This is a genomic window from Nostoc sp. TCL26-01 (assembly GCF_013393945.1).
Lineage (GTDB): Bacteria > Cyanobacteriota > Cyanobacteriia > Cyanobacteriales > Nostocaceae > Trichormus.
Genome location: NZ_CP040297.1, coordinates 139,002 through 159,065, shown reverse-complemented (window position 1 = coordinate 159,065; position 20,064 = coordinate 139,002). Strand labels below are relative to the sequence as shown.

General features: G+C 42.3%; 20 protein-coding genes. 6 read left to right on the top strand and 14 right to left on the bottom strand.

Going from position 1 to position 20,064, the window contains the following annotated elements; translation table 11 throughout:
- The first annotated feature begins 4 nt into the window (after positions 1-4).
- Positions 5-2,188: a pentapeptide repeat-containing protein gene (locus FD725_RS00670; protein WP_179046351.1), complete on the top strand. Its 2,184-nt coding sequence runs from the start codon at positions 5-7 to the stop codon at positions 2,186-2,188.
- A 300-nt stretch (positions 2,189-2,488) separates the two neighbouring features.
- Here the strand turns inward: FD725_RS00670 and FD725_RS00665 are convergent, their stop codons facing one another.
- The 3 genes from FD725_RS00665 to psaC form a co-directional block, all read right to left on the bottom strand.
- Positions 2,489-2,896 carry an endonuclease domain-containing protein gene (locus FD725_RS00665; RefSeq protein WP_179046350.1) on the bottom strand — a complete coding sequence of 136 codons (408 nt, stop codon included), beginning with the start codon at positions 2,894-2,896 and terminating at the stop codon, positions 2,489-2,491.
- Between the two features lie 316 nt (positions 2,897-3,212).
- Positions 3,213-5,114 carry a glutamine--fructose-6-phosphate transaminase (isomerizing) gene (gene glmS, locus FD725_RS00660; protein ID WP_179046349.1) on the bottom strand — a complete coding sequence of 634 codons (1,902 nt, stop codon included), beginning with the start codon at positions 5,112-5,114 and terminating at the stop codon, positions 3,213-3,215.
- 239 nt (positions 5,115-5,353) lie between these two features.
- Positions 5,354-5,599 carry a photosystem I iron-sulfur center protein PsaC gene (gene psaC / locus FD725_RS00655; RefSeq protein ID WP_012411495.1) on the bottom strand — a complete coding sequence of 82 codons (246 nt, stop codon included), beginning with the start codon at positions 5,597-5,599 and terminating at the stop codon, positions 5,354-5,356.
- Positions 5,600-6,008: 409 nt separating this feature from the next.
- Between psaC and FD725_RS00650 the strand changes: the two genes are divergently transcribed.
- Positions 6,009-6,368: a DUF6464 family protein gene (locus FD725_RS00650; RefSeq protein ID WP_179046348.1), complete on the top strand. Its 360-nt coding sequence runs from the start codon at positions 6,009-6,011 to the stop codon at positions 6,366-6,368.
- Between the two features lie 26 nt (positions 6,369-6,394).
- Here the strand turns inward: FD725_RS00650 and fmt are convergent, their stop codons facing one another.
- Positions 6,395-7,396: a methionyl-tRNA formyltransferase gene (gene fmt, locus FD725_RS00645; RefSeq protein ID WP_179046347.1), complete on the bottom strand. Its 1,002-nt coding sequence runs from the start codon at positions 7,394-7,396 to the stop codon at positions 6,395-6,397.
- An 883-nt stretch (positions 7,397-8,279) separates the two neighbouring features.
- Here fmt and FD725_RS00640 point away from each other — a divergent pair.
- Together FD725_RS00640 and FD725_RS00635 are read left to right on the top strand one after the other, a co-directional pair.
- The gene (locus FD725_RS00640; protein WP_179046346.1) at positions 8,280-9,572 is read left to right on the top strand and encodes a hypothetical protein; all 1,293 of its coding nucleotides are present in this window, start codon (positions 8,280-8,282) and stop codon (positions 9,570-9,572) included.
- Positions 9,573-9,694: 122 nt separating this feature from the next.
- Positions 9,695-10,198, top strand: a complete 504-nt coding sequence (locus FD725_RS00635; RefSeq protein WP_179046345.1) for an MAPEG family protein — start codon at positions 9,695-9,697, stop codon at positions 10,196-10,198.
- A gap of 35 nt (positions 10,199-10,233) precedes the next feature.
- Here the strand turns inward: FD725_RS00635 and minE are convergent, their stop codons facing one another.
- From minE to FD725_RS00595, 8 genes are all read right to left on the bottom strand, one after another.
- Positions 10,234-10,533: a cell division topological specificity factor MinE gene (minE, locus tag FD725_RS00630; RefSeq protein WP_179046344.1), complete on the bottom strand. Its 300-nt coding sequence runs from the start codon at positions 10,531-10,533 to the stop codon at positions 10,234-10,236.
- A gap of 33 nt (positions 10,534-10,566) precedes the next feature.
- Positions 10,567-11,373: a septum site-determining protein MinD gene (minD, locus tag FD725_RS00625; RefSeq protein ID WP_179046343.1), complete on the bottom strand. Its 807-nt coding sequence runs from the start codon at positions 11,371-11,373 to the stop codon at positions 10,567-10,569.
- Between the two features lie 44 nt (positions 11,374-11,417).
- Positions 11,418-12,488 carry a septum site-determining protein MinC gene (minC, locus tag FD725_RS00620; protein ID WP_179046342.1) on the bottom strand — a complete coding sequence of 357 codons (1,071 nt, stop codon included), beginning with the start codon at positions 12,486-12,488 and terminating at the stop codon, positions 11,418-11,420.
- An 80-nt stretch (positions 12,489-12,568) separates the two neighbouring features.
- Positions 12,569-13,894, bottom strand: a complete 1,326-nt coding sequence (locus tag FD725_RS00615; protein ID WP_179046341.1) for a four-carbon acid sugar kinase family protein — start codon at positions 13,892-13,894, stop codon at positions 12,569-12,571.
- Entirely contained in the window at positions 13,891-14,556 is a 666-nt protein-coding gene (locus tag FD725_RS00610; protein WP_179046340.1) for a hypothetical protein, read from the bottom strand. The genes FD725_RS00615 and FD725_RS00610 overlap by 4 nt, the downstream gene beginning before the upstream one ends.
- 327 nt (positions 14,557-14,883) lie before the next feature.
- Positions 14,884-15,843 carry an EndoU domain-containing protein gene (locus FD725_RS00605; protein ID WP_218653145.1) on the bottom strand — a complete coding sequence of 320 codons (960 nt, stop codon included), beginning with the start codon at positions 15,841-15,843 and terminating at the stop codon, positions 14,884-14,886.
- Positions 15,844-16,106: 263 nt separating this feature from the next.
- The gene (locus tag FD725_RS00600; RefSeq protein WP_179046338.1) at positions 16,107-16,505 is read right to left on the bottom strand and encodes a hypothetical protein; all 399 of its coding nucleotides are present in this window, start codon (positions 16,503-16,505) and stop codon (positions 16,107-16,109) included.
- 116 nt (positions 16,506-16,621) lie between these two features.
- Positions 16,622-17,440 (bottom strand): DUF3598 family protein, encoded by an 819-nt coding sequence (locus FD725_RS00595; RefSeq protein WP_179046337.1) that lies wholly within the window; start codon positions 17,438-17,440, stop codon positions 16,622-16,624.
- A gap of 153 nt (positions 17,441-17,593) precedes the next feature.
- Here FD725_RS00595 and FD725_RS00590 point away from each other — a divergent pair, with 153 nt between their 5' ends.
- Both FD725_RS00590 and FD725_RS00585 read left to right on the top strand, forming a co-directional pair.
- On the top strand, positions 17,594-17,881 hold the full coding sequence (locus FD725_RS00590) for a DUF1778 domain-containing protein (RefSeq protein WP_179046336.1): 288 nt from the start codon (positions 17,594-17,596) through the stop codon (positions 17,879-17,881).
- Complete coding sequence (locus FD725_RS00585) at positions 17,868-18,365, top strand: GNAT family N-acetyltransferase (RefSeq protein WP_179046335.1); 498 nt, start codon at positions 17,868-17,870, stop codon at positions 18,363-18,365. Before FD725_RS00590 ends, FD725_RS00585 begins: the two co-directional genes overlap by 14 nt.
- 178 nt (positions 18,366-18,543) lie before the next feature.
- On the opposite strand, the gene FD725_RS00580 is transcribed toward FD725_RS00585, so the two are convergent.
- Both FD725_RS00580 and FD725_RS00575 read right to left on the bottom strand, forming a co-directional pair.
- Entirely contained in the window at positions 18,544-18,921 is a 378-nt protein-coding gene (locus tag FD725_RS00580; RefSeq protein WP_179046334.1) for a PEP-CTERM sorting domain-containing protein, read from the bottom strand.
- A 170-nt stretch (positions 18,922-19,091) separates the two neighbouring features.
- Positions 19,092-19,994 carry an ABC transporter permease gene (locus tag FD725_RS00575; protein WP_179046333.1) on the bottom strand — a complete coding sequence of 301 codons (903 nt, stop codon included), beginning with the start codon at positions 19,992-19,994 and terminating at the stop codon, positions 19,092-19,094.
- Positions 19,995-20,064: the final 70 nt, after the last annotated feature.

Sequence of the window (20,064 nt, the reverse complement as noted above, 5' to 3'; positions counted from 1 at the left end):
TGTAATGACCACGCCAATTGTTAAAAAAAGTAATAATCAACCAAATCACACTAAAAATCCAGCAAAAACCAATTCACTACCCTTAGCGACAAGGCGCTTGGCTGCTTGGGCAGCAGAAATGGCCATAGTAGTTACTAGTGGCTTGGTTCCTTACGGTATTGGTGTATATGTAAATTCTCTGGGTAACGTCAATCGTGTACCGCTTCATCCTGTATTAGTAGTCACAGAAAGAGCGATCGCCAGACCTCTAGCACTGCCCGCTAACTATGGTATTCGTAATGTAGCTTGGCCGACTAATTTCTTGTGGATGTTAGCCTTGTTAGCACCCACAACTCTGTCCTGGTGGCAATTATACCTACTGGGAAAAACAGGTAGTACCCTTCCTAAGCGTTGGTTTGGGGTCAAAGTAGTGAACGAAGAAGGCACAGCACCGGGTTTAGCCACCGTAGTCGTGCGGGAAGGCATCGGGCGCTGGACTGTACCTATGTCCATTGCTTATATTCTCTGGCGCTACAGTTTTGCTTTTCCTAACTTGGGATTATTTACATCATTGGCAGTATTAATGGTTTTAGGTGAGGGTTTAGCCTTACCAGCTCGCCGGGGACGTAAAGCATTGCACGATTGGTTGGCAGGTACTTATGTGGTAGATAGTCATCGGCCTGTGCCATCCCCAGATGTCGCCGCCAGTGGACGAGGTTTATCTGCTACTAGCCATGAAATTGAAGGTAATGTAGCCGCTTCAGCCACAATGGCCATGGGTTACACTCCATCAGAAGTTAGCAATACCAATAACGGCAGTTTGCTGTCCTTGTGGCGACGGATGCAGCAAAACCCCAGCCTGACAGTTTTTGGTGTGGCTATTACCAGTATGACGGCTGTGCTGGCAACGCTGATTGGTACGCAAATTTACATCCAAACTCAGCAAGGTCACAGAGAATCACAAAAAATCAATAGTGAGCAGTTTTTGGCATTGGTCAAACAATTGAGTCCTGAATCTGCCGCCAGTGTAACAGAGCGCCAAAGCACAATTTTGGCTTTAGGTAGCCTCAAGGATTCCCAGTCCATCCAGTTTTTAACAGATTTGCTGGTGAATGAAACTAACCCCATCCTATTAGATACCATCCAACAAGCACTGACAAGTGTGGGAACTGAAGCCATCCCCGAATTAAAAAATAAAAATCAGTTCCTGGCTGGTGAATTAGAGGCTGTGAGCAGTGCATCCTCAGAACGAGAAGTCCGGCAAAAACGATTACAAATTAATCAACAGACAATTAACAAAATTCTCAGTGTTTATGGGGGCAAAACCCAAGGACTTGACCTCAGTCGCACCCAACTAGGACAAAGTGGTACTCCTGGTAGTTCCTTCTTTAACTTGGTTTTAGACAATGCTGATTTATCAGGAGTTAAATTTAAATCTGCCAATCTTAACCAAGCCAGTTTTAAGGGCAGCCGTTTTCGTAGTCCTGGTGATGATGGACGTTTGGATACATATGATGATGCGATCGCTGACCTAAGTCAAGCCCAGATGAAACAAGCTAATTTCACTGACGCTAACCTCAGTCGTGTAGTGATGAGTGGCAGTGATTTAAGTCGCGCTACCCTCAACAGAGCTAATTTAGCCAATGCGCGTTTAGTTGGTGCAAACCTCAGCAGCGCCCAATTAGTCGGAGCTGATTTGCGGGATGCACTGCTAGAAAATGCTAGCCTAACTGGAGCCGATTTAGGTGATGCCAAGTTGAACGAAGCTAACCTATATGGGGCGCGTCTTGGTAGAGTAATAGCGATCGGTACTCAATTATCATTTGCTAATTTAACTAAAACTGATTGGCAAGGTTCAGATTTATCCGGCGCTGATTTAGAAAGAGCTAATCTCAGCAATGCTGACCTCAGTGCTGCCCGGCTGACAGGTGCGATTTTACGCTCTGCCCAGTTAGAAAATACTAACCTCCGCAATGCCGACCTCAGTCTTGTAGACTTACGCGGAGCAAATGTCGCCGGTGCTGATTTCAAAGATACAATTCTGACTCCCAATAAACAAGATCCTGCCGATCAATTCGTCCAAACTCCGGATTTAGGCGCAGTATCCGCCGTAGTTAAAGGTGTGGATTTTTCCCAAGCCAAAAACTTAGATGCTAGACAACTAGCTTACATTTGTACTCAGGGTGGTCTTCATCCCCGTTGTCCGTAAAGGATAAAAGCACAATAAGAATGTATTTCCCTAAGAGGTTGTTTGAAAAGTCTGTTTCTTTGTCATGTTGAATGCAGCGTAGCGGAATGAAACATCTCGGTATGTGCCACAAAACCTAGATTCTTCCTGACGCTCCGCTCCAGTCAGAATGACATTTTTATACCTACTGAAACTTTTCAAACACCCTCTAAGGAACCTATTTTCATAATATCAATCAGGGAGTTTCAAAAGAGCATTCAGTGGTTTTGTTCCGTCATCCTCTAACCCCTTCTCCCCAACATGAGAAGAAGGGGAACTAAATTACCCCCCTCTCCCGATGACGGGAGAGGGGTTGGGGGTGAGGGTTATTACAGCTTCAAGAATTTGCTCTAAAATTTTTTCCAATTGTTGCATAACTTCTTCATTCTGAAAACGCACAACTGTATAACCGTAAGCTTCTAAATATTTTGTTCTCTCTGCATCATAGTCTGCCTGATAATTATGAATTGCCCCATCTACTTCAATGACTAGTTTGCAAGCTGGACAGTAAAAATCAAGAATAAAACGTCCAACGGGGTGCTGACGGCGGAACTTGAAACCACCTAGTTTACCTCCTCTTAAAGCTTGCCAGAGTTGCTTTTCAGCAGGCGTGAGTTTTTGGCGTAGTTGTATAGCTGCGGCTTCTATTTCCGGTGTGGTTCCTCGGATTCTGGGGGATGATTTGGGCATGAAATTTTGAAGTTTGATTTGGGGTGTGTCTAGGTTATTTTGCCTTGATATCCTATGTTTTCCCTCACCCCCAGCCCCTCTCCCAGGTTTGAGAGAGGGGAGTAAGAGGTTTGGAGAGGGGTTTTTTAGTTCCGTCGAACTCCTAAGAAAACGTATTTTTTCTTTTGCCCTTCCCGCAGCTGCGTCTCTGTTGGAGACTCACGTTAATTTATCAGATACATCAATATTTATATTACTTAGCCACAAAAATAGCTTCTGCAAGTAATATATCTTGTTCAGAAGCCATTATCTCAAATCAAAGCTGTATGTTTTTGTACTACTCAACAGTTACTGATTTTGCCAAATTTCTCGGCTGATCAACATCTAAACCGCGACGGGCAGCAATGTGATATGCCAAGAGTTGCAAAGGCACGACTGTGAGGATGGGCGAGAGTAATTCATCTACCGATGATACAGGAAGTAAATCGTTAAAGATTTCTGCGGCTTCGCCATCACTGACTGGTGTAATACCTATTAACCGGGAATCTCTGGCTTTGGCTTCTTGAGAGTTGGAAATCACCTTTTCGTAAACACTACCAGGATATGCGATCGCCACCACCGGCACTTTTGCATCTAACAGTGCGATGGGGCCATGTTTCATTTCTCCTGCTGGATAACCTTCAGCGTGAATGTAGCTGATTTCTTTGAGTTTTAAAGCTCCTTCCAAAGCAATGGGAAAGTTAATGCCTCTACCCAAAAAGATGAAGTCTTGAGTTTCCGCAAATTCGTGAGCTAGGTGTTCTGTCAATTTTTCCTGACGTTCTAAGGTAGCTTCGATTTCTTTAGGAATCTGCCGTAAACCTTGGATAATATCTGCTAGTTTATCTGGGGCTATTGTCTGACGATGATAGGCTAAATCTAAAGCTAGGGCATAAAACGCCATGAGTTGAGCGCTAAAAGTTTTTGTTGCCGCTACTCCAATTTCAATACCAGCCAAAGTATTAATAATATGGGTGACAAGATGACCAAGACTGCTTTCTGGGCGATTGGTAATCCCCAAAAGTCGCGCCTGATATTTTGGTTCTTTCCCCTGGCGGCGTTCTTTTTCCATCGCCAAGGCTGCCAAAGTATCCGCAGTTTCCCCTGATTGAGTCACACCAATAACTAATGTATTCGGTGTCAGGGGGGATGGTGCATAGCGGTACTCAGAAGCATAGTGTACTTGAGTGGAAATACCTGCTAACTGTTCCAGTAAATACTTCCCGACTAAGGCGGCGTGCCAACTTGTACCACAAGCAACAATATGAATTTGTGCTAAATCTGCGTAAAATTCTGCACCTAAGCCCAAATTAACTGGTGATAGGAAAGATTCATCAGAACTAGCATCGGGATTAAAGTATGCTTCCAAGCTAGCTCTTACCACTCCTGGTTGCTCATAAATTTCTTTGAGCATAAAGTGTTTGAATCCCTGCTTCTCTACCATTGTAGGATGCAAATTGAGCATCCGGGGTTGTTTTTTTAATCTGTCCCCAGCAAAGTTATAAATCTCCACTCCCAAGGGTGTCAGACGGGCTATCTCGCCATTCTCTAGGGGTAATACGGCACGGGTATAGGCCACAATCGCTGGCGTATCTGAGGCGCAAAAGAACTCGCCTTGTCCAAATCCGATCACCAATGGTGCTTGCTGACGCACGACAATCAATTCGTCGGGATAATCAGCAGAAATGACAGCGATCGCAAATGCTCCTTGTAAGTGGTTAGCAGCTTGGCGAATTGCTTCTAGGAAGGGGGAAGGGGAGGTAGCAAGAGGGTGAGAAGGAGGATGTTTGAGAAATTCGGCTATGAGGTGAGGAATGACTTCTGTATCTGTTTCCGAACGAAATTCATGTCCTTTGTGTTTGAGTTCTTCTCTTAACTCGCGGTAGTTTTCGATAATGCCATTCTGAACCACAGCAATCCGCATAGCTGTATCCATATGGGGATGGGCATTATACTCTTCTGGTTTACCATGAGTTGCCCAGCGTGTATGACCAATGCCAATTTGAGCAGGTGTAGCCAATTGTTCCAGTTTAGAACGCAGGTTGTGAAGTTTCCCTTTAGCCCTGACACAATTTACTTCCCCTTCCCAAACTGTCGCCACCCCAGCTGAATCATAACCACGATACTCTAATTTTTCTAACCCAGCCAATAAAATTTCTGTCGCTGCTTGAGTGCCAATATACCCAACAATGCCGCACATGGCTCACACCACCCTTTGTTCAGGATAATTAATCCAGTATAGTTGTTAACCCAAATGTCGTGTTATGGGCAAGAAAAAAGGAGCAGTTGCTCCTTTGTCCACTAGGTATTGTTATAAATTTCTAGCTTTACACTAAAAAACTATGTTGTAGGGTGGGCAGTGAGCCTACCCTACGCAGCTAAAGATGCTTGCTATCAGACAGTTAATGGTGGGCTAATCAGGAATTACAGGTTAATTCCTTAGTAAGCTAGACCCATGCTGCGAGTTGTTTCTGCACCTAGATAAACCCGGATGCTTAAAAAGTCAGTCGGGCAAGCAGTTTCACAACGCTTGCAACCTACACAGTCTTCTGTACGAGGTGAAGAGGCGATTTGAGCAGCTTTGCAGCCATCCCAGGGAACCATCTCCAGAACGTCGGTGGGGCAAGCGCGGACACATTGAGTGCAACCAATGCAGGTATCGTAGATTTTTACGGTATGAGACATTGAAAAAACGGCTCCTTTCCAGTGTTCTTTTCTGTAAAAGAATCATAATCAAGGCATAGTTTACCGCAGTCGCTTATACGCCGTAAGTAAAAGGCTACATAACTTCAAACAATGTAATAGGCACTAGGAAAAATTTGCTTTTGGGTGATCTCTCTCTTCCCCTCTAAATCAGCAACATCCGAGCCGCGTAATTACTCGGCAAACTCTTTTTAGTTCCAGCAAATTTGTAAAGATACGTGAAGTGGTCATCGCTAATTGAGAGGAAATTCTCAGCCAACCTTGAGACTTCTTAGGCGATCGCTCTCGAATAGTCGAATATCGTAAATCATTAATTATAAGCTGAATCGAGTGAGCTAAATTAAGCTCCTGCGATACTATTTTTATAATGTAAATCACATCACATAAACTTATGGAACCAGACTCTCTACCAACCGAGGTGATTCTGACGCATCCGCGTCGTTCCCTCGGTAAAGTCCAGCTTGATTGGACACCCCAACCAGGCAACTATCTCGATTTTGAGGGAAAAACCTACGCAGTCTTAGAACGCCGCCATCGCTATCAATTTAAATCCGGGCGTTACCGTTTGTACAATATAGCCCTTTACGTCCAGTCTGCCCAGATACCATCAGAAAAAAGTTTAGTAGCTGGGCGTTGGGTAGTTGGCGATGCCAGTTGTAAATATAATGCCAATTCGGAAATTATTCGCTGTGCCGTGAATCCCACTGGCCCCTGTAAGGCTTGCCGTTTTTACGAAAATTCACAAGCGTAGCGCATTCCGAATTACGAATTCCACTACTAGCTGCCATTACCAAAAACTTCTCCTATGCCCAGGCGTGTACCATTGACAAAATCCCAGCCTGACTGGGGACGTTTACCTGGTAATTGTACTTCTCTTAAGAGTAACAGTCCCTCACCGGTTTGAGCGATCGCCCCCACTCCCTTAACTATGCTGACTACCTCCCCTGGACTACCCGATATGTTTGCTAAATCAGGCAATTTTTGATATATTTTCTCTAATTCTGGCGGTAGCTCCTCTCGGTCAGCATCAAGGGGAATAGTGGCTGTAATCTTTAGGGGTTGGTTGCGAAAAGTAGCGTAGCAATTCGGGTAAAATCCTCTGATCTGGTTGTGTAGTTTAATAGCGCTTTTTGACCAGTCTAAGCCGTAATCTTGCTTTTGAATTAGAGACGCATAGGTTGCTGCTTGATGATCTTGAGGCACTGGTTGAATTTCTCCACGTTGTAATTTCAGCAGAGTTTCTATTAATAAATCTCCACCAATCACAGATAGCCTCTGGGCTAAATCATCGGCGTTATCTAGCAAGCCAATAGGTGTAGTCGCCTTTAATAACATTGCCCCAGTATCCATCCCTGCATCCATTAACATTGAGGTGATCCCCGTTTCTGTTTCCCCGTTATACAGACACCATTGAATAGGCGCAGCACCCCGATACTTGGGCAAAATTGAGCCATGAACATTGACACACCCCAACTTTGGCATCTGCAAAATTTTCTGTGACAAAATCTGTCCATAGGCAACAACAACAAACACATCTGCGTCTAATTTTTTCAGTTGAGTGAGGGTAGGAGTATCTTTTTTGATGCGTTCTGGTTGCCATACTGGTAAATTGTGAGCGATCGCTACTGTTTTTACTGGCGAAGGTGTCATTTTATTCCCACGTTCTCGGCGTTTATCAGGTTGAGTGACAACTGCTAAAACCTCAAAATCCGGGTAAAGTAGCAATTTTTCTAATGTGGGAATAGCAAATTCGGGTGTGCCAAAAAATACAACTTTCATTAATTTTTAGTTGTTAGTTATTAGTTAATAGTCAATGGTAAGCTGTTGTGCCGAAAATTTACATTCCGTAAGTGCATCTACAAATCACTGTTAATTAAGTACTAACAATTGATAACTAAATTCACGGTGGCAAAACTGAAATTTTCTTGATAAACTGGTAGCTAAATTAGTCAGCAGTTAAACAGGTATCAACTGTATCTGCGGCTGGTTAACTCAAGTAGTTTAGCGACATCTACCCATAAAACTTTAATCACTACTTTTTCTAGCTATTCGGCTAAGATGGTAGTTGTGTTTTTTCCAAATGCGGCTTTCTGTAAACGATAAAAACTTATTAGCGATTTCTATCTGTAGGTAGATGCTAATGATGTTTTTCGAGTAATATGTATTGTGCGTCAGCTTTCCAACTTTCAAAGTAACGCCTCAATTAAATTCATATCAGGATTTGCTCTGTTGTAGGGGGATACGAACACAACGGTCTTTGTGACTAAGATGTTACTGATATTACCTCTCACAGTTCATAAATCGTGATCTACCTCTGGAATATCAAAAAACGTATCTCAACGGATACCTTTATAGCTCTTAAAACAAGACTAAATTTTCTCTTTTAGTTGAGTTATCAGAGCATCAAGTATTGCTCTTGAGTATTAATACGGCAGTAAATCTGCTGATTTTTGTGTTGACAAATTTCTGATAAAAATAGTAGTCAAAATGACGAGGTGTAAACAATGAAACTGTATTTTTGTAAAAATCTGCAAATTTAAAAAAACTATCTGATTAATTTCGTTAAATCTTAAAGTTTCCTGTTATACCTGTAATCAACACTGCTTTCTTGTCACCTAGACTTTGCTCCTCACCCAGCAATTGCCCCTCTGGAGAGTCCCCCATGCTTAAATCCTTCTTCCTGTCAGGATGGTTCCGCACACAACCATTTATTAATTACGTTGTTGTTGCCATAGTTATTGCGCCTTTGGTAGCAGCATCAGGTCATTCTAGTTCAGCAAAGCAGTCGCCAGTGATAGCAAAAACTGCTGTTGAATCGGAAAGTTCTGACTCTGTGTCACAGGAAGTAGCTGTTGTTAATCAGCCAGATTTAGCTGGAATTGTTACAGCAAGTCAAACCAACTCCACCGCGAAAGCAGTAGAAACCATCCCGCAACAAAACGTAGTTGCACAGAACACTCAAATATCATCAGCAGATAATCTAGAGTCTTTATTAGCTAAAGAATACTCTCGGTCTAATAGCAGTAAGTATCATGTTGATCCCTTGGCAGCAGTTGAACTAGCGCCAGATTTAGAGATCCCCAGAAATCAAAAATTAAAAATTGCTGATCTGCCATCACAAAAAGATCAAGAAATACTCAGACAAGTTTCTCAAGCCTACTCATTGATTGCCACTCAAGTTGCACCAAGTTTGCAAGAAACACAACCCAATTCCACTCCAGAGGTAGCGGGTGAACAACCTAATTCAGAATCAGCAGCACAAGTAGATCCCATCGGTAGTCCCCATCCAATTCCTTGGCAATGGATTGTGGCTACTCAAGAGACGATTGGTGCTAGAGGGATGTCTGGTGTACGTTATTATCGCAGTGTTCCCGTGATTTCTCCTGATGGGAAGTACGCTGTTTATAGCAGGGTACAAATTGAAGTTAAGCCCGATATGTACAACAGCAAAGTTAATAGTGTGCTGTTTGTCGAAGACAGGGAAACTAAGAAATTGCGGGTCATGGCGACAACTAACGTAACTAGCGATCCCCTACTCAACAAGCAAGCAGGAATACAAGAACAAAGCGATGGAGATGGGCAAATAGGGGTATTAGTGCCTGTAAGTTGGTCGGAAAAAAGCGATCGCTTTTTAGCACGTAAGTTTGAAGGAGTATTTAATACAGGAGATTCGACAGATAGAGCCGTAATTTGGGATCGGCAAAAAAATCAAACCAACACAGTTGCGCCTGCGTCAGATGATGAGCATGAAAAGATTGCTGTGTTATTGGGTTGGAGTAAAAATGAACCAGATCATGTCCTATTCCGTGCTGGGGAACTAGGGGAAGAAGATTGGCCTTTGGTTAAGGTTGCTGTTGATGGCAAGACTGTAACTACAACAAATACAGATCAGCCTGTGACGTTTGGCGAAAAACTCACACAAGTGTGGGCAGGGCCACAAGTCGCTTCTCGTTGAGTTGATGAAATATCTTCTAAACTCCCTTTATCAATAGTTTTTGATGATGGGAGTTTTTTGCTGAATGGATTTAATCATCGTATGATGCCAACAGAAGTTCCGCAGTATGAAAATAAGTCGAAATGGTGCAAAATTACATACCTATATCTACCCTATTCATTGGCATAAACGGTATCACTGCCTTTGCTCTTTCCTATATTGCGACGATGGAACGGGTAAAAACTAGAGTTTGGCATGGCGAATCCCCAGAAGATGTAGCAACACAGCCAGATCCACTGGCAAATCCTAATGCTTGGGCAGCTACAGTTGAGAAAATGAGTCAAAAAATCACCGCAACAAGCGATGATGGCTTACTCCAACGCAAGGTGCGCGCTCACGGCAACTTTGCGGAGTATGTGCCACATGGATTACTATTTGTACTGGTGTTGGAACTAATGCAGGCAGAAAGTTGGCTTCTTTGGCTACTAGCAATTACCTTGACAGTTGCCCGCGTTGCTCATGCTTGGGGTGTAATTACAACTTACGGCCCTTCTGTTGGTAGAGCAACGGGTTTTTTTCTGACTTGGTTTGTTTATATCGTTGGTAGTTTGGCGTGCGTATATTATGGTTTTCAGGGCATTGCCTAAAACCTGTTTACTTGATGATCCAGAAGATGTTTCTGTCACTGTGATGTATCGCTACCTTCCAACAGAGGTGTTACACCTTTGACTCGACGGATGGGTAGATTGGCAATCAAGGCGGTTGTCCGTTGATTGCTTTCTAGGGCAAATTCTAGACCATCTGTTTCTACTTCTACATAGCGACAGACAATATCTAAAATTTCTTTACGCATTTTTTCCAGAGTCTGGGGATCTAAGTCGGCACGGTCATGAGCAATCACCAGTTGCAGGCGACGTTTGACTTGAGTGCGACTGTTATCGGGGGTACGTAGAAAAAGTTTTTCTATGAGTTCGAGAATCATTGCAAATTACGTGTGCGGAGACTGGAGAATAGGTTACACAATCTTAGTCCATAACAACTTTCGCAGACGAGCGAAAATATTGTCGTGGGGTGCGTCAAGGTCTAAAAATTCGACTGTTTCTCCTTCCAATCTCCGAGCAATGTTTTCAAAAGCTAGGGCAGCGATGGAGGGGGTATCTCCTAAAACTAATGGTTCGCCGCGATTGGTGGAGACGATGACACGTTCATCATCAGGCAGTACCCCGATTAAAGGGATCGCTAGAAGTTCTTGAACATCTTGGACAGACATCATATCATTTGCCCGTACCATTGCGGGTCTGATGCGGTTAATGATTAAATGCACGCGCTTGACACCTTGAGCTTCCAGTAAGCCGACCACCCGATCAGCATCTCGCACAGCCGAGATTTCTGGTGTGGTAACGATGAGGGCTTCTTTGGCTGGGGCGATCGCATTTTTAAAGCCATTTTCAATCCCCGCCGGGCTATCGATGATGATGTACTGATATTTTTGTGCCAGTGCATTCACCAATAACTTCATCTGTTCGGGGGTGACTGCGTCTTTAGTCCGGTTTTGAGCTGCTGGTAGCAGTACTAAATTGGGTTGACGCTTGTCCTTGACTAAGGCTTGTTCTAAACGACATTCTCTAGAGAGAACTTCTACTGCTGTGTAGACGATACGGTTTTCTAGTCCTAGTAGCAAATCTAAGTTTCTCAGACCAAAATCCGCATCTACTAGGGCAATTTGCCGTCCCATTTTGGCTAAAGCCATGCCCAAGTTTGCCGAAACTGTAGTTTTACCCACGCCTCCTTTGCCGGAGGTAATTACAATAATACGAGTCATGTTAAGAATATGCCGGATTGGGGTTAAACAAATATATTAAATATTTATGGTGCTTGATTGATCCTAGTTAATTGGTTTCTAGAAAAATCGATGGCTTTGACGATGCGAATTCCTTGGGGCGTAATATGTGCCACTTCAGGAAAAAATTGCATTGGGGATTTTTCAGGCGCTCTAGCTACAGCATCAGCGATGCGTAGTTGGGTTGGCTCCATTTGCAGTGCCATAATCAGACAATCACGATTGCCTCCAGCACCAGCATGAGCAATTCCCCGTAAGCGACCCCAGACTAAGATATCTCCATCTGCCACTACGATACCACCTGGATTGATATCTCCCAATAAAATTACTGTACCGGGGTGACGAATTTCTACACCAGAACGAATTGTGCTTTCTAGATAAAGAGCATCGGCTTGGGCTTTAGCCGTGGTTTTTGGTTCAGAATTGAGGACTGTTTCTGGTTGGAGTTGTTTAACAGAGTAACCCGATGTGACAGCCGCGATCGCTGTTTGTCGGCGACTGGTGGCGACGGATTTTAGCTGGAGTTGCACCTCGCTAAAGGCTTCTGCCAGTTGTTGTAATTGTCTACCATCGAGGAGGCGATCGTAGGCTATGAGGTGAACTGCGGCATTGCGGGTGCGGAGGCGATCGCCTGCATTCAACCGCAATTTTAATTGTTGCCAAATCTCTGACCAAGCAAATTCTGAAGCTGGTAATTGTAACTCTGTTGGTAAAATTACCAACAGTCGCCCAGACTCGCTTCTCAACTGGACTTGGATATCATTCTTGACTTTATGTCTTCCTGCTGACTCTAAAGAATCGACACTCAACAAATCAGTATTTGGTTCTAAATCTAAGTCAGTGCTATTTGACTCCACATTCACTGGCGTAGTTGCTAACTCTTGTAAACTGCCAGAGTGTTGATCCCCATTTGTCGATTCAGCGTTCGCCTGTAAATAAAGCAGCACCGAATTTAACTCGGCATCGGGAATAATCGAGTTAGAATCTGCTTCAATCAAGGCAGAGTTTGACTCTTGAGCAGCAACAGTAGAAGGAGATTCTGCATCAGGATGTGCAGAATTTGACCCTAAATTGGGGATGGCAGAATCAGAAGTCATGCAGTACCAGCCAAAAGACAAGAGACAGACCCGGTAATTAACAATATTAGACTAGTTGCTAATTGCAACAACATCCTCACTTAAGTATTTTTGGTTAATCTTTGATAAATTTTTCCCAAGGCATCAGCATCACCGACATTGCCAGGGAATAGGACTACTGGTAATTTGGGAAACTGGGGATGGTCTGGGGGTGTGATCACCATCGAACAACCAGGTAAAATTTGACCAAGTAGCCGAGCTGAAGTCAAAGCTAGACCCGTACTCAACACATCGTTAGAAGTAATGCCACCTTTGCTAATGAGGAATCCGATATCAGATGGTAAGTTGCGAACAACGTCCATTAATAAGCGAGAAACCCTGATGCCAAAATCTAACCGTGTTTTAACATCATTAAATATGAGTTCTTGACGACTGGTGTAAACTACTGGTGTTTTGCCATTGTGATGTATGGTTTTCACATCCTCTGTGATTTCACTGAGTATTTGAGCATCTATATCGGGCTGATCACTAAGCAGTCTGCCTACATTGACTTCTACACCTACCGTCCCAGCAACTTCTAGCAATGCCGCTAGTTGTTGTGTTGTCTTTTTGACATGGGAACCGACTATAACTGCACCGGGTTTTCCTTGGCGCACATATTCAGCCATATTTTCGGCAGCGATCGCTTGGGGAGGTAGGGCTGCTAAAGCGGTTAAGATACTAGCAGCACTGCGGAATAAAAAGCGTTTACCTTGACTAGCGGCTGCTAACACATCGACAGCAAAGCGATTGAGATCGGTTTGAGTTTCCCCATCAACGACAGCGCACTGATTACCAGTCAACTTGAGTAAGCGTTCTAAACTCCCGTGGCGAATATCCGCGAGTAAAAACCTTTCTACTGACTCTGCCTTAATACTACCTTGAGTTTTTTCTTCCACATACTTGGGTAAGTAACTGTGATGGTAAGCAAAAACAGAATCACGGGCAAATTCAGTTTCATGAACTGGGGTGGGGACACCATCGATCATCAGGTAATGAATGCTATCGCGGGTAATGCGTCCCCCCTCAAAAAATGCCGGGACGAGGAAATGAGCATCAAATGAACCTAATTCTTGAGCGATCGCATCAGTTTCGATAGGGTAATGTCCCCGCAATGTAGAATCAGAACGGCTGACAACCAGAAAGTCAGTTATACCTTCAGCCGCTAGTGCCAATTTCAAGTTCTGACACACTTCTTTAGTTACAGATGTAGCTGACTCTGGCGGTAAAGCCCTGGTATTAGTCAAAATAAAGAAAATAGGCGAATCATCCCGCAACCCCAAGCGTAAAGTCTCCACATCCCACCGCATCAACAGCAAACAGCTATGGACTGTTTGAGAACCTGTCGGGTCATCATCCAAGACAATTATTTTGGGTTTGTTGCTCATAGAGATGATTGTAATTTTTGTACTTCTACTTGTACATCAAGAGCAATCTGCCATGATTGATGCAAAATTTGCGAGTATTCGCCAGCTTGACTACTTTCTTTTAAAGTTTGAATATTTGTGAAATTATTGACAAATAACTCTTGTTGATTACCAAGCAGTTTCTTATTATCTCGCAAAACTCGCTCACATTTGAGAGCTTGGACTAAATCTTTTCGCAGCAGTTGTAGAGAAGTGATAACTTTGTCTCTATCATGGAGACTATGATCTAAATTGCCAGAGATAGCCAATTGATCATTCACATCCACCGCAATAACCAAAGTGTGATATTGATCAACTGCATCTAAGAGCTTTTTTAGTAATTTTGGACTCGTGAGTCGCCGCCAAAGCGATCGCCCAATCAGGAGTGCGATCGCCACGACAATGAATAAAATTATACCTAAAGGAATTGCCGAACTCATAACAGGCAAAATAATCAAACCATAAACCAAGCCAACAATCACCGCAGCGATTACGAATACTAGTGATATCTCATTTTGCCAAAATTTTACTCGCTGTTGCCGATCTGCCATCACAGCAGGACGAAAGACTTGATTGGGAGACACCCCAGTCAAGCGTCTCAGTTCTCCCTGACTAATTTCCAAACCTATTAAATCTGGTTGCACAACTGGATACTCCTTTGCAAGTGGGAGTTGTGTATTTATTTTAAAGGGGAAATGCTAAGTTAGAACAATTTACCTCTCAACTATATCTACTCAAAGCTCTATATATAAACCTCATCTATGTTGAAACATAGAGTTTTTTACAAGATATATTTATGTATGTTGGGTGGAGTGACCATATATACAATTTAATAGTGATTATTACTTTTTAGCATTAAAGACAACTCGCTATAGCAATACTCAAAAAAATTGCGCCCCTAAATGTTTTGTAGAAGCGCAAGCTTATAATATCTGTAGAAATTGGTAACACCAATGACCCATTATCAAAACTTAGGAATTACATTCACCATTCCTATTAAAATCAGGTGTGGCATCGGGGAAGAAGGTACGAATTGCACCGTTTTTAGCAACGAAAACGTTAGCAAATGTTTTCCCATCATCAGTAATAGTGAGAGTGCAACCTTTGCTTGTGGATTCTGTGTTGGGGTTGTCCTTGTAAGCCTTGGCAGCGATCGCTAAAATATCTTCAGCGTTGAGTGTATAACCGTATCCCTTGATGGGTGCTTTGACGATGCGATCGCCTACTTTCATCTCTACACCCAATGTATAAATAGCACCGTCTTCAACTTCGGCACGGTTATCTGCATTGGGTAAGCGTCCGGCGACACCTTTTTGTTGTAAATCTAAATAACGTCCAACGAAGTGTAATCCACCGATGTTATTTTGTCCTGGTTCACCGCAGAAGACATGATCGAAGCCGTGAGCATTAAACCAAATATCCGTTAAATCATCGATAAAATCATCATCAGCAGTGCGTCCATCTACAAGAGAATTGCCAACTGTTTCTCGAATATTGGTGAGAACATCGGGAAATTCTCGGAGTTTTTCTTTAAAACTATCAGGACTGACAACTGTTCCCACTTCCCCACAAATTTGATTCATTGCTTTATCAAAATCGTTAAGCTGAGGAGGTAGGGGAGTTAAGTCTTTTCTACCACCAACTTTGACATTAACAGGATTGTTGATGTTGTCAAAGAAGGGGAGAAATCGGGAACTAACTGTATTTGTAGGACGACTTACAGGCTGGGGTGTATTTGCTGTGATGATGGTATTGCTGAGTTGACCACAACTCAATGCTACCCAACGACTACCGACATCAGGAACTTTGATGTACGCATGGGTGGGATTTGGCTGTTTATTAAGGGCGATCGCTTCATAAGTTTGGTCAACATTCAAATCTACAGGATTTCTGCCACTGATGGAAGTTGTTGCTTCACAGGGTTGGTTCAATTTGAATGTTCCTGTATAGGTGGAAAATGCCCATACTGGACTGGGTGAAAAACTCAGAAAAAGTACCCCAGTCAGAATTATTAGACACAGGGTACGACTGAATTTGCTGACAAAATTTGCAGTTGCTGTTTTGCTCAGAAGATTAAACATGATTAGCAGATTTAAGTTTAATTGTAGCCAGCCAACAAATTATATTCCTTGATGTTTATGAGCAAGTAAAAAATAACTTATGCAATTGATGAATTCATAAATTGTAATTACTCTTAAACATCACCACAATATTTAGTCGCAATTAATCGATTATTTCTGTATACTAGTACTCTGCCATAACCAGCATCTTTGATAGCAGCATACAAATAATTATTATTTTTAAATCTGTAAACTATTTCTCCGTTTTGATTACGTTTGGATGTACCACCATTAATTAAGAGATCAGGACGTTGGAGTGTCGTAGGAATATTGTATGCTGCATAACGTAGTTTGCCACTGTTCAGTTGTGAAACTTCAATATACACACCTTCAGCACTACAGCTAAATATGGGTGTCGTGGCGAGTGCGGAGGCTGGGTTTCCTAATGTGGCTGTGAGGATAGAAGCAGTTCCTGTGGCTGTTGCGAGAATTCCCCAAAGGGATTTTGTAACTTTGGTGGTTAAGTTTTTCATTGTTGTTTCCTTTAAGTTTGGATGTGTTTTATCTACAAACTTAAATTGTGGTTTTTCGGATTTGGGGTGAGTAGAGATTTGTTTTTTTAACGCAGAGGAAAGAGGAGGGAGGGAATTTAATAAGTTTTAATGCGATGTTCTTGTACTAGAGTTAGGCTGACCCATTCGCCTTTGTCGTTGTAGCTGCGAATCATGCGTTGGCGTAAGTTGGGTTGAATTAACCAACCAACCTCTAAAATTAGGCTTTGGCGTAGCTGTACTTTTAGGGGAGAAGTTGCAGAAGCACCATTGGGTAGCAATAATACTTGTATTTGCTTTTGGGGGTCTTGGTCAAAGAGAATGATAGAGTTTTGGACTGTGGCTGTTGAGGTGATTGTGTGTCCGGCAAAATTTAGGCTTTGAATTAAGCGATCGCTCTCATCTAGGTGTAATGTGAGATTTGTGGGAATAATATCGGGCGATCGCCAATCAGGATATATTGTTGTCGCTTCACCTTCCCACTCACCTAATAAATCATCTATTTGCAAGGGTGGGTTTTCTGTTAGTTGTGTTCCTGCTAAATGTTCTCTAATTAAGGTTAGTTTATCTAATTGACCATTTTTATCAAATAGTTGCACAAGGCGGAGGCGGCGGTTATCGTGAATTAAGCCCAGTTCTGCACCAAATTCTGTAAAAGGTGCAAGCTGAATCGAACCTTGGGAAAAAGCACCGTTTTCAAAAAATAAGACGTTCCGTCCTAGAGAACTATATTCTAAAACTAAATCTTGTTGGTTTTGGCGACTGACAACCTGACGGATTGTTTGGTTGTGGTTCAAGCCTTCTAAGGAAACAACACTTTTGACATCATCGAGTAGTTTACCCTGGGGTGAAAATCGAGTGAAGGAACCTTGCCATTCACCAAGGTTCTGCAATAAACATTCCCATTGTGATTTCATAGCATTTATTCATATTGAATCCTGAGTAGGATATCAGTTAGATGACAGGTGTATTGACTTCAAGACGAAAAACTTAAGGTTAGTTCCAGGATTTATGGTGTCATTTTGACACCACTAAGCTAAAATATAGGAGAATATGACACTTTGTTTTCCATGTCTAACAGTCACGAAAATACCGTTCGGATAACTGCCAGAATTCCTGTCAATATTCAAGAAACTCTAAAAATAGCGGCAGAATTATCGGGTGCTACCTTGAATCAATTTATGATTCAAGCGGCGTTGAAAGAAGCAAAAAAAGTGATAGAAGATGAACGAGTAATTCTTTTGTCACAAAATGATGCTGATCTAGTATTTAGCCTAATTGAAAATCCTCCTGTACTGAATGCAGAATTAAAAGCAGCCTTGAAAAAGCACAAGGAATTTTTCAGTGAGAGCTATTGAATTGCTGGGTAAGCAACATGACCGAGATCGCTTTGATTGTGGCAATGAAGTATTAAATCTATTCCTTAAACAAATAGCAAGACAACATATCCAAAAAGGTGTTTCCCGTACTTTCGTTTTAGTTGATACAGAACAGCCAGATATCATAATTGCTTTTTTTACATTGACATTGTGTGAGGTGCGTGTAGACAAATTTTCAGCGAAATTCTTCAAGAAATACCCTGATAAAATTCCTGGTGTAAAGCTAGCAAGATTAGCAGTTGATCAAGCTTATCAGAGGCAAGGAATTGGAGAAGTTTTGATGATTGAGGCAATGCAGCGTGCTTTAATTGTTGCAGAAAATGCAGGAGGAATTGGCTTATTTGTTGATGCAAAAGATGAAAGTGCCAAAACTTATTACTCTCGCTATGGTTTCGTCAGTCTTGAAGATACATCTTTGGAACTTTTTTTGCCATTGTCTGTAATTCAGCAAATGCTTGAGTAATGGTGATCACAAACAGTTCAATACTCAATACTGATCGGTTAAGGAACGTAGGCGTAAGCCTTCTCGCAGAGTAACCCAACATTTCTGAGGCTTAAGGTTATTGTATCTTCTCAATCAACTTTTCCCTGCGCTTTTCTTTACGCCTCTGTGCGTTTAAAACATTGATTCTGTACCTCAGTTAACTGGGAACCGCCATACAGGATAAAGGAGTAAACTTGTTTTTTCGCTTAAGTACTGTAGCAACGCCAACACTACCAAAAACTAAAAGACCTAATGTTGAACTTGGTTCTGGAACAGTAGTATAGTGAAGCGTAAAATTTTGGTTTGAGTGCGGAAACTCTTGATTTACAAGTGGTGGTACTGGTGGCGAAATCGTCCATACTGAGTTTAACGGTACTATTGGCAAGTTTACTAATTGAAGTGGTGGTGTTGGTGGCTCGTTATTCTCTTGTGGTTCAATATTTTGGGAAAGTCCAGTTGTAGCTGATAAAGCTAATGTCCCAAATACAACCAAAGACTGAATAGTTAATCTTTTGACAGTAGTTAGACTAATCATCGACATAAATCCTAGTATTACTGAGAGTTAGGAGTTTTGAGTAAAATTATACCTGATTATATAGTATTTCCTAATCTGCTGAGGTACTAAGGTAAATGATCAAAAAGCCTTAGATTAGTCCAGAGTCAATAATCAAAGAGCATTGGAACAAGCTTACTCAGGACTAATCACTAACTTTTAGCAAAACGTCGGACAGCGAATAAGCTACCCATTAAACCGACAACTGCACCAAAACTTAAAATGATTAGGGGTAATAATAAGATTTGTGCCGGAGTGAGTTGTAAACCATTGGTAATAAACTGAATAAATTCTGGTTGATTGGTGAGTAACTTACTGATAAATTGCTGAATGATCGAGATAAAACCCCAAGCGATCGCACCACCAAATAAACCAAAGGCGATTCCTTGTAAAATAAACGGTAGGTAAATCCAGGCAGTAGTCGCTCCTACCAACTGCATAATTTCAATTTCTCGCCGACGCGCCATCACAATCAGACGGATGGTGGTAGTGGTGACAGCGATCGCTGTTACTGTCAAAATAATGGTAATCGTCAAAGTCAGCCAATTCAAACCCCGATGTAATTGGGCAATTCGTTTCACCGCTTCATCAACATACTTTACTGCATCTACACCTGGTAATTTTGCCAGGCTAGTTGCTAAATTTGGCACTGATTGAGAATTTCGCGCTTTGACTTTCATTTCATCAACTAAGGGATTCTCTCCTAACTGTTGGGTAGCACCTTCAATATTAGAAATTCCCAGTTCCTTGACTAACTTTGTCCAAGCTTGCTCTTTGGTAATGATTTGCGTTCCCACCACATCAGGAATTTGCCCTACCAATGGCTCAATACTTCTCGCACTCGTTCCCGAATCGAGATAAACAGATACTTCTAACTGGCTACCGAACTGGTAAAGTAGCTTTTCTACCTGCCAAGAAGTTTGCAAACTCAAGCCAAATAGAAACAGCAACACTGTCACAGTACTCACAGCAGCCCAATTCATCCAGCCACCGCGTAACAAACCCAAGAAAGTTTCCTTGAGCAGATAGTCAAGTTTCGTGAAAAATTTCAACACAACTCACCCCAAGAGTTCAATTAGAGACTAGAGGCTAGCCCGAAATCCTTGTAGAGACGTTGCACTGCAA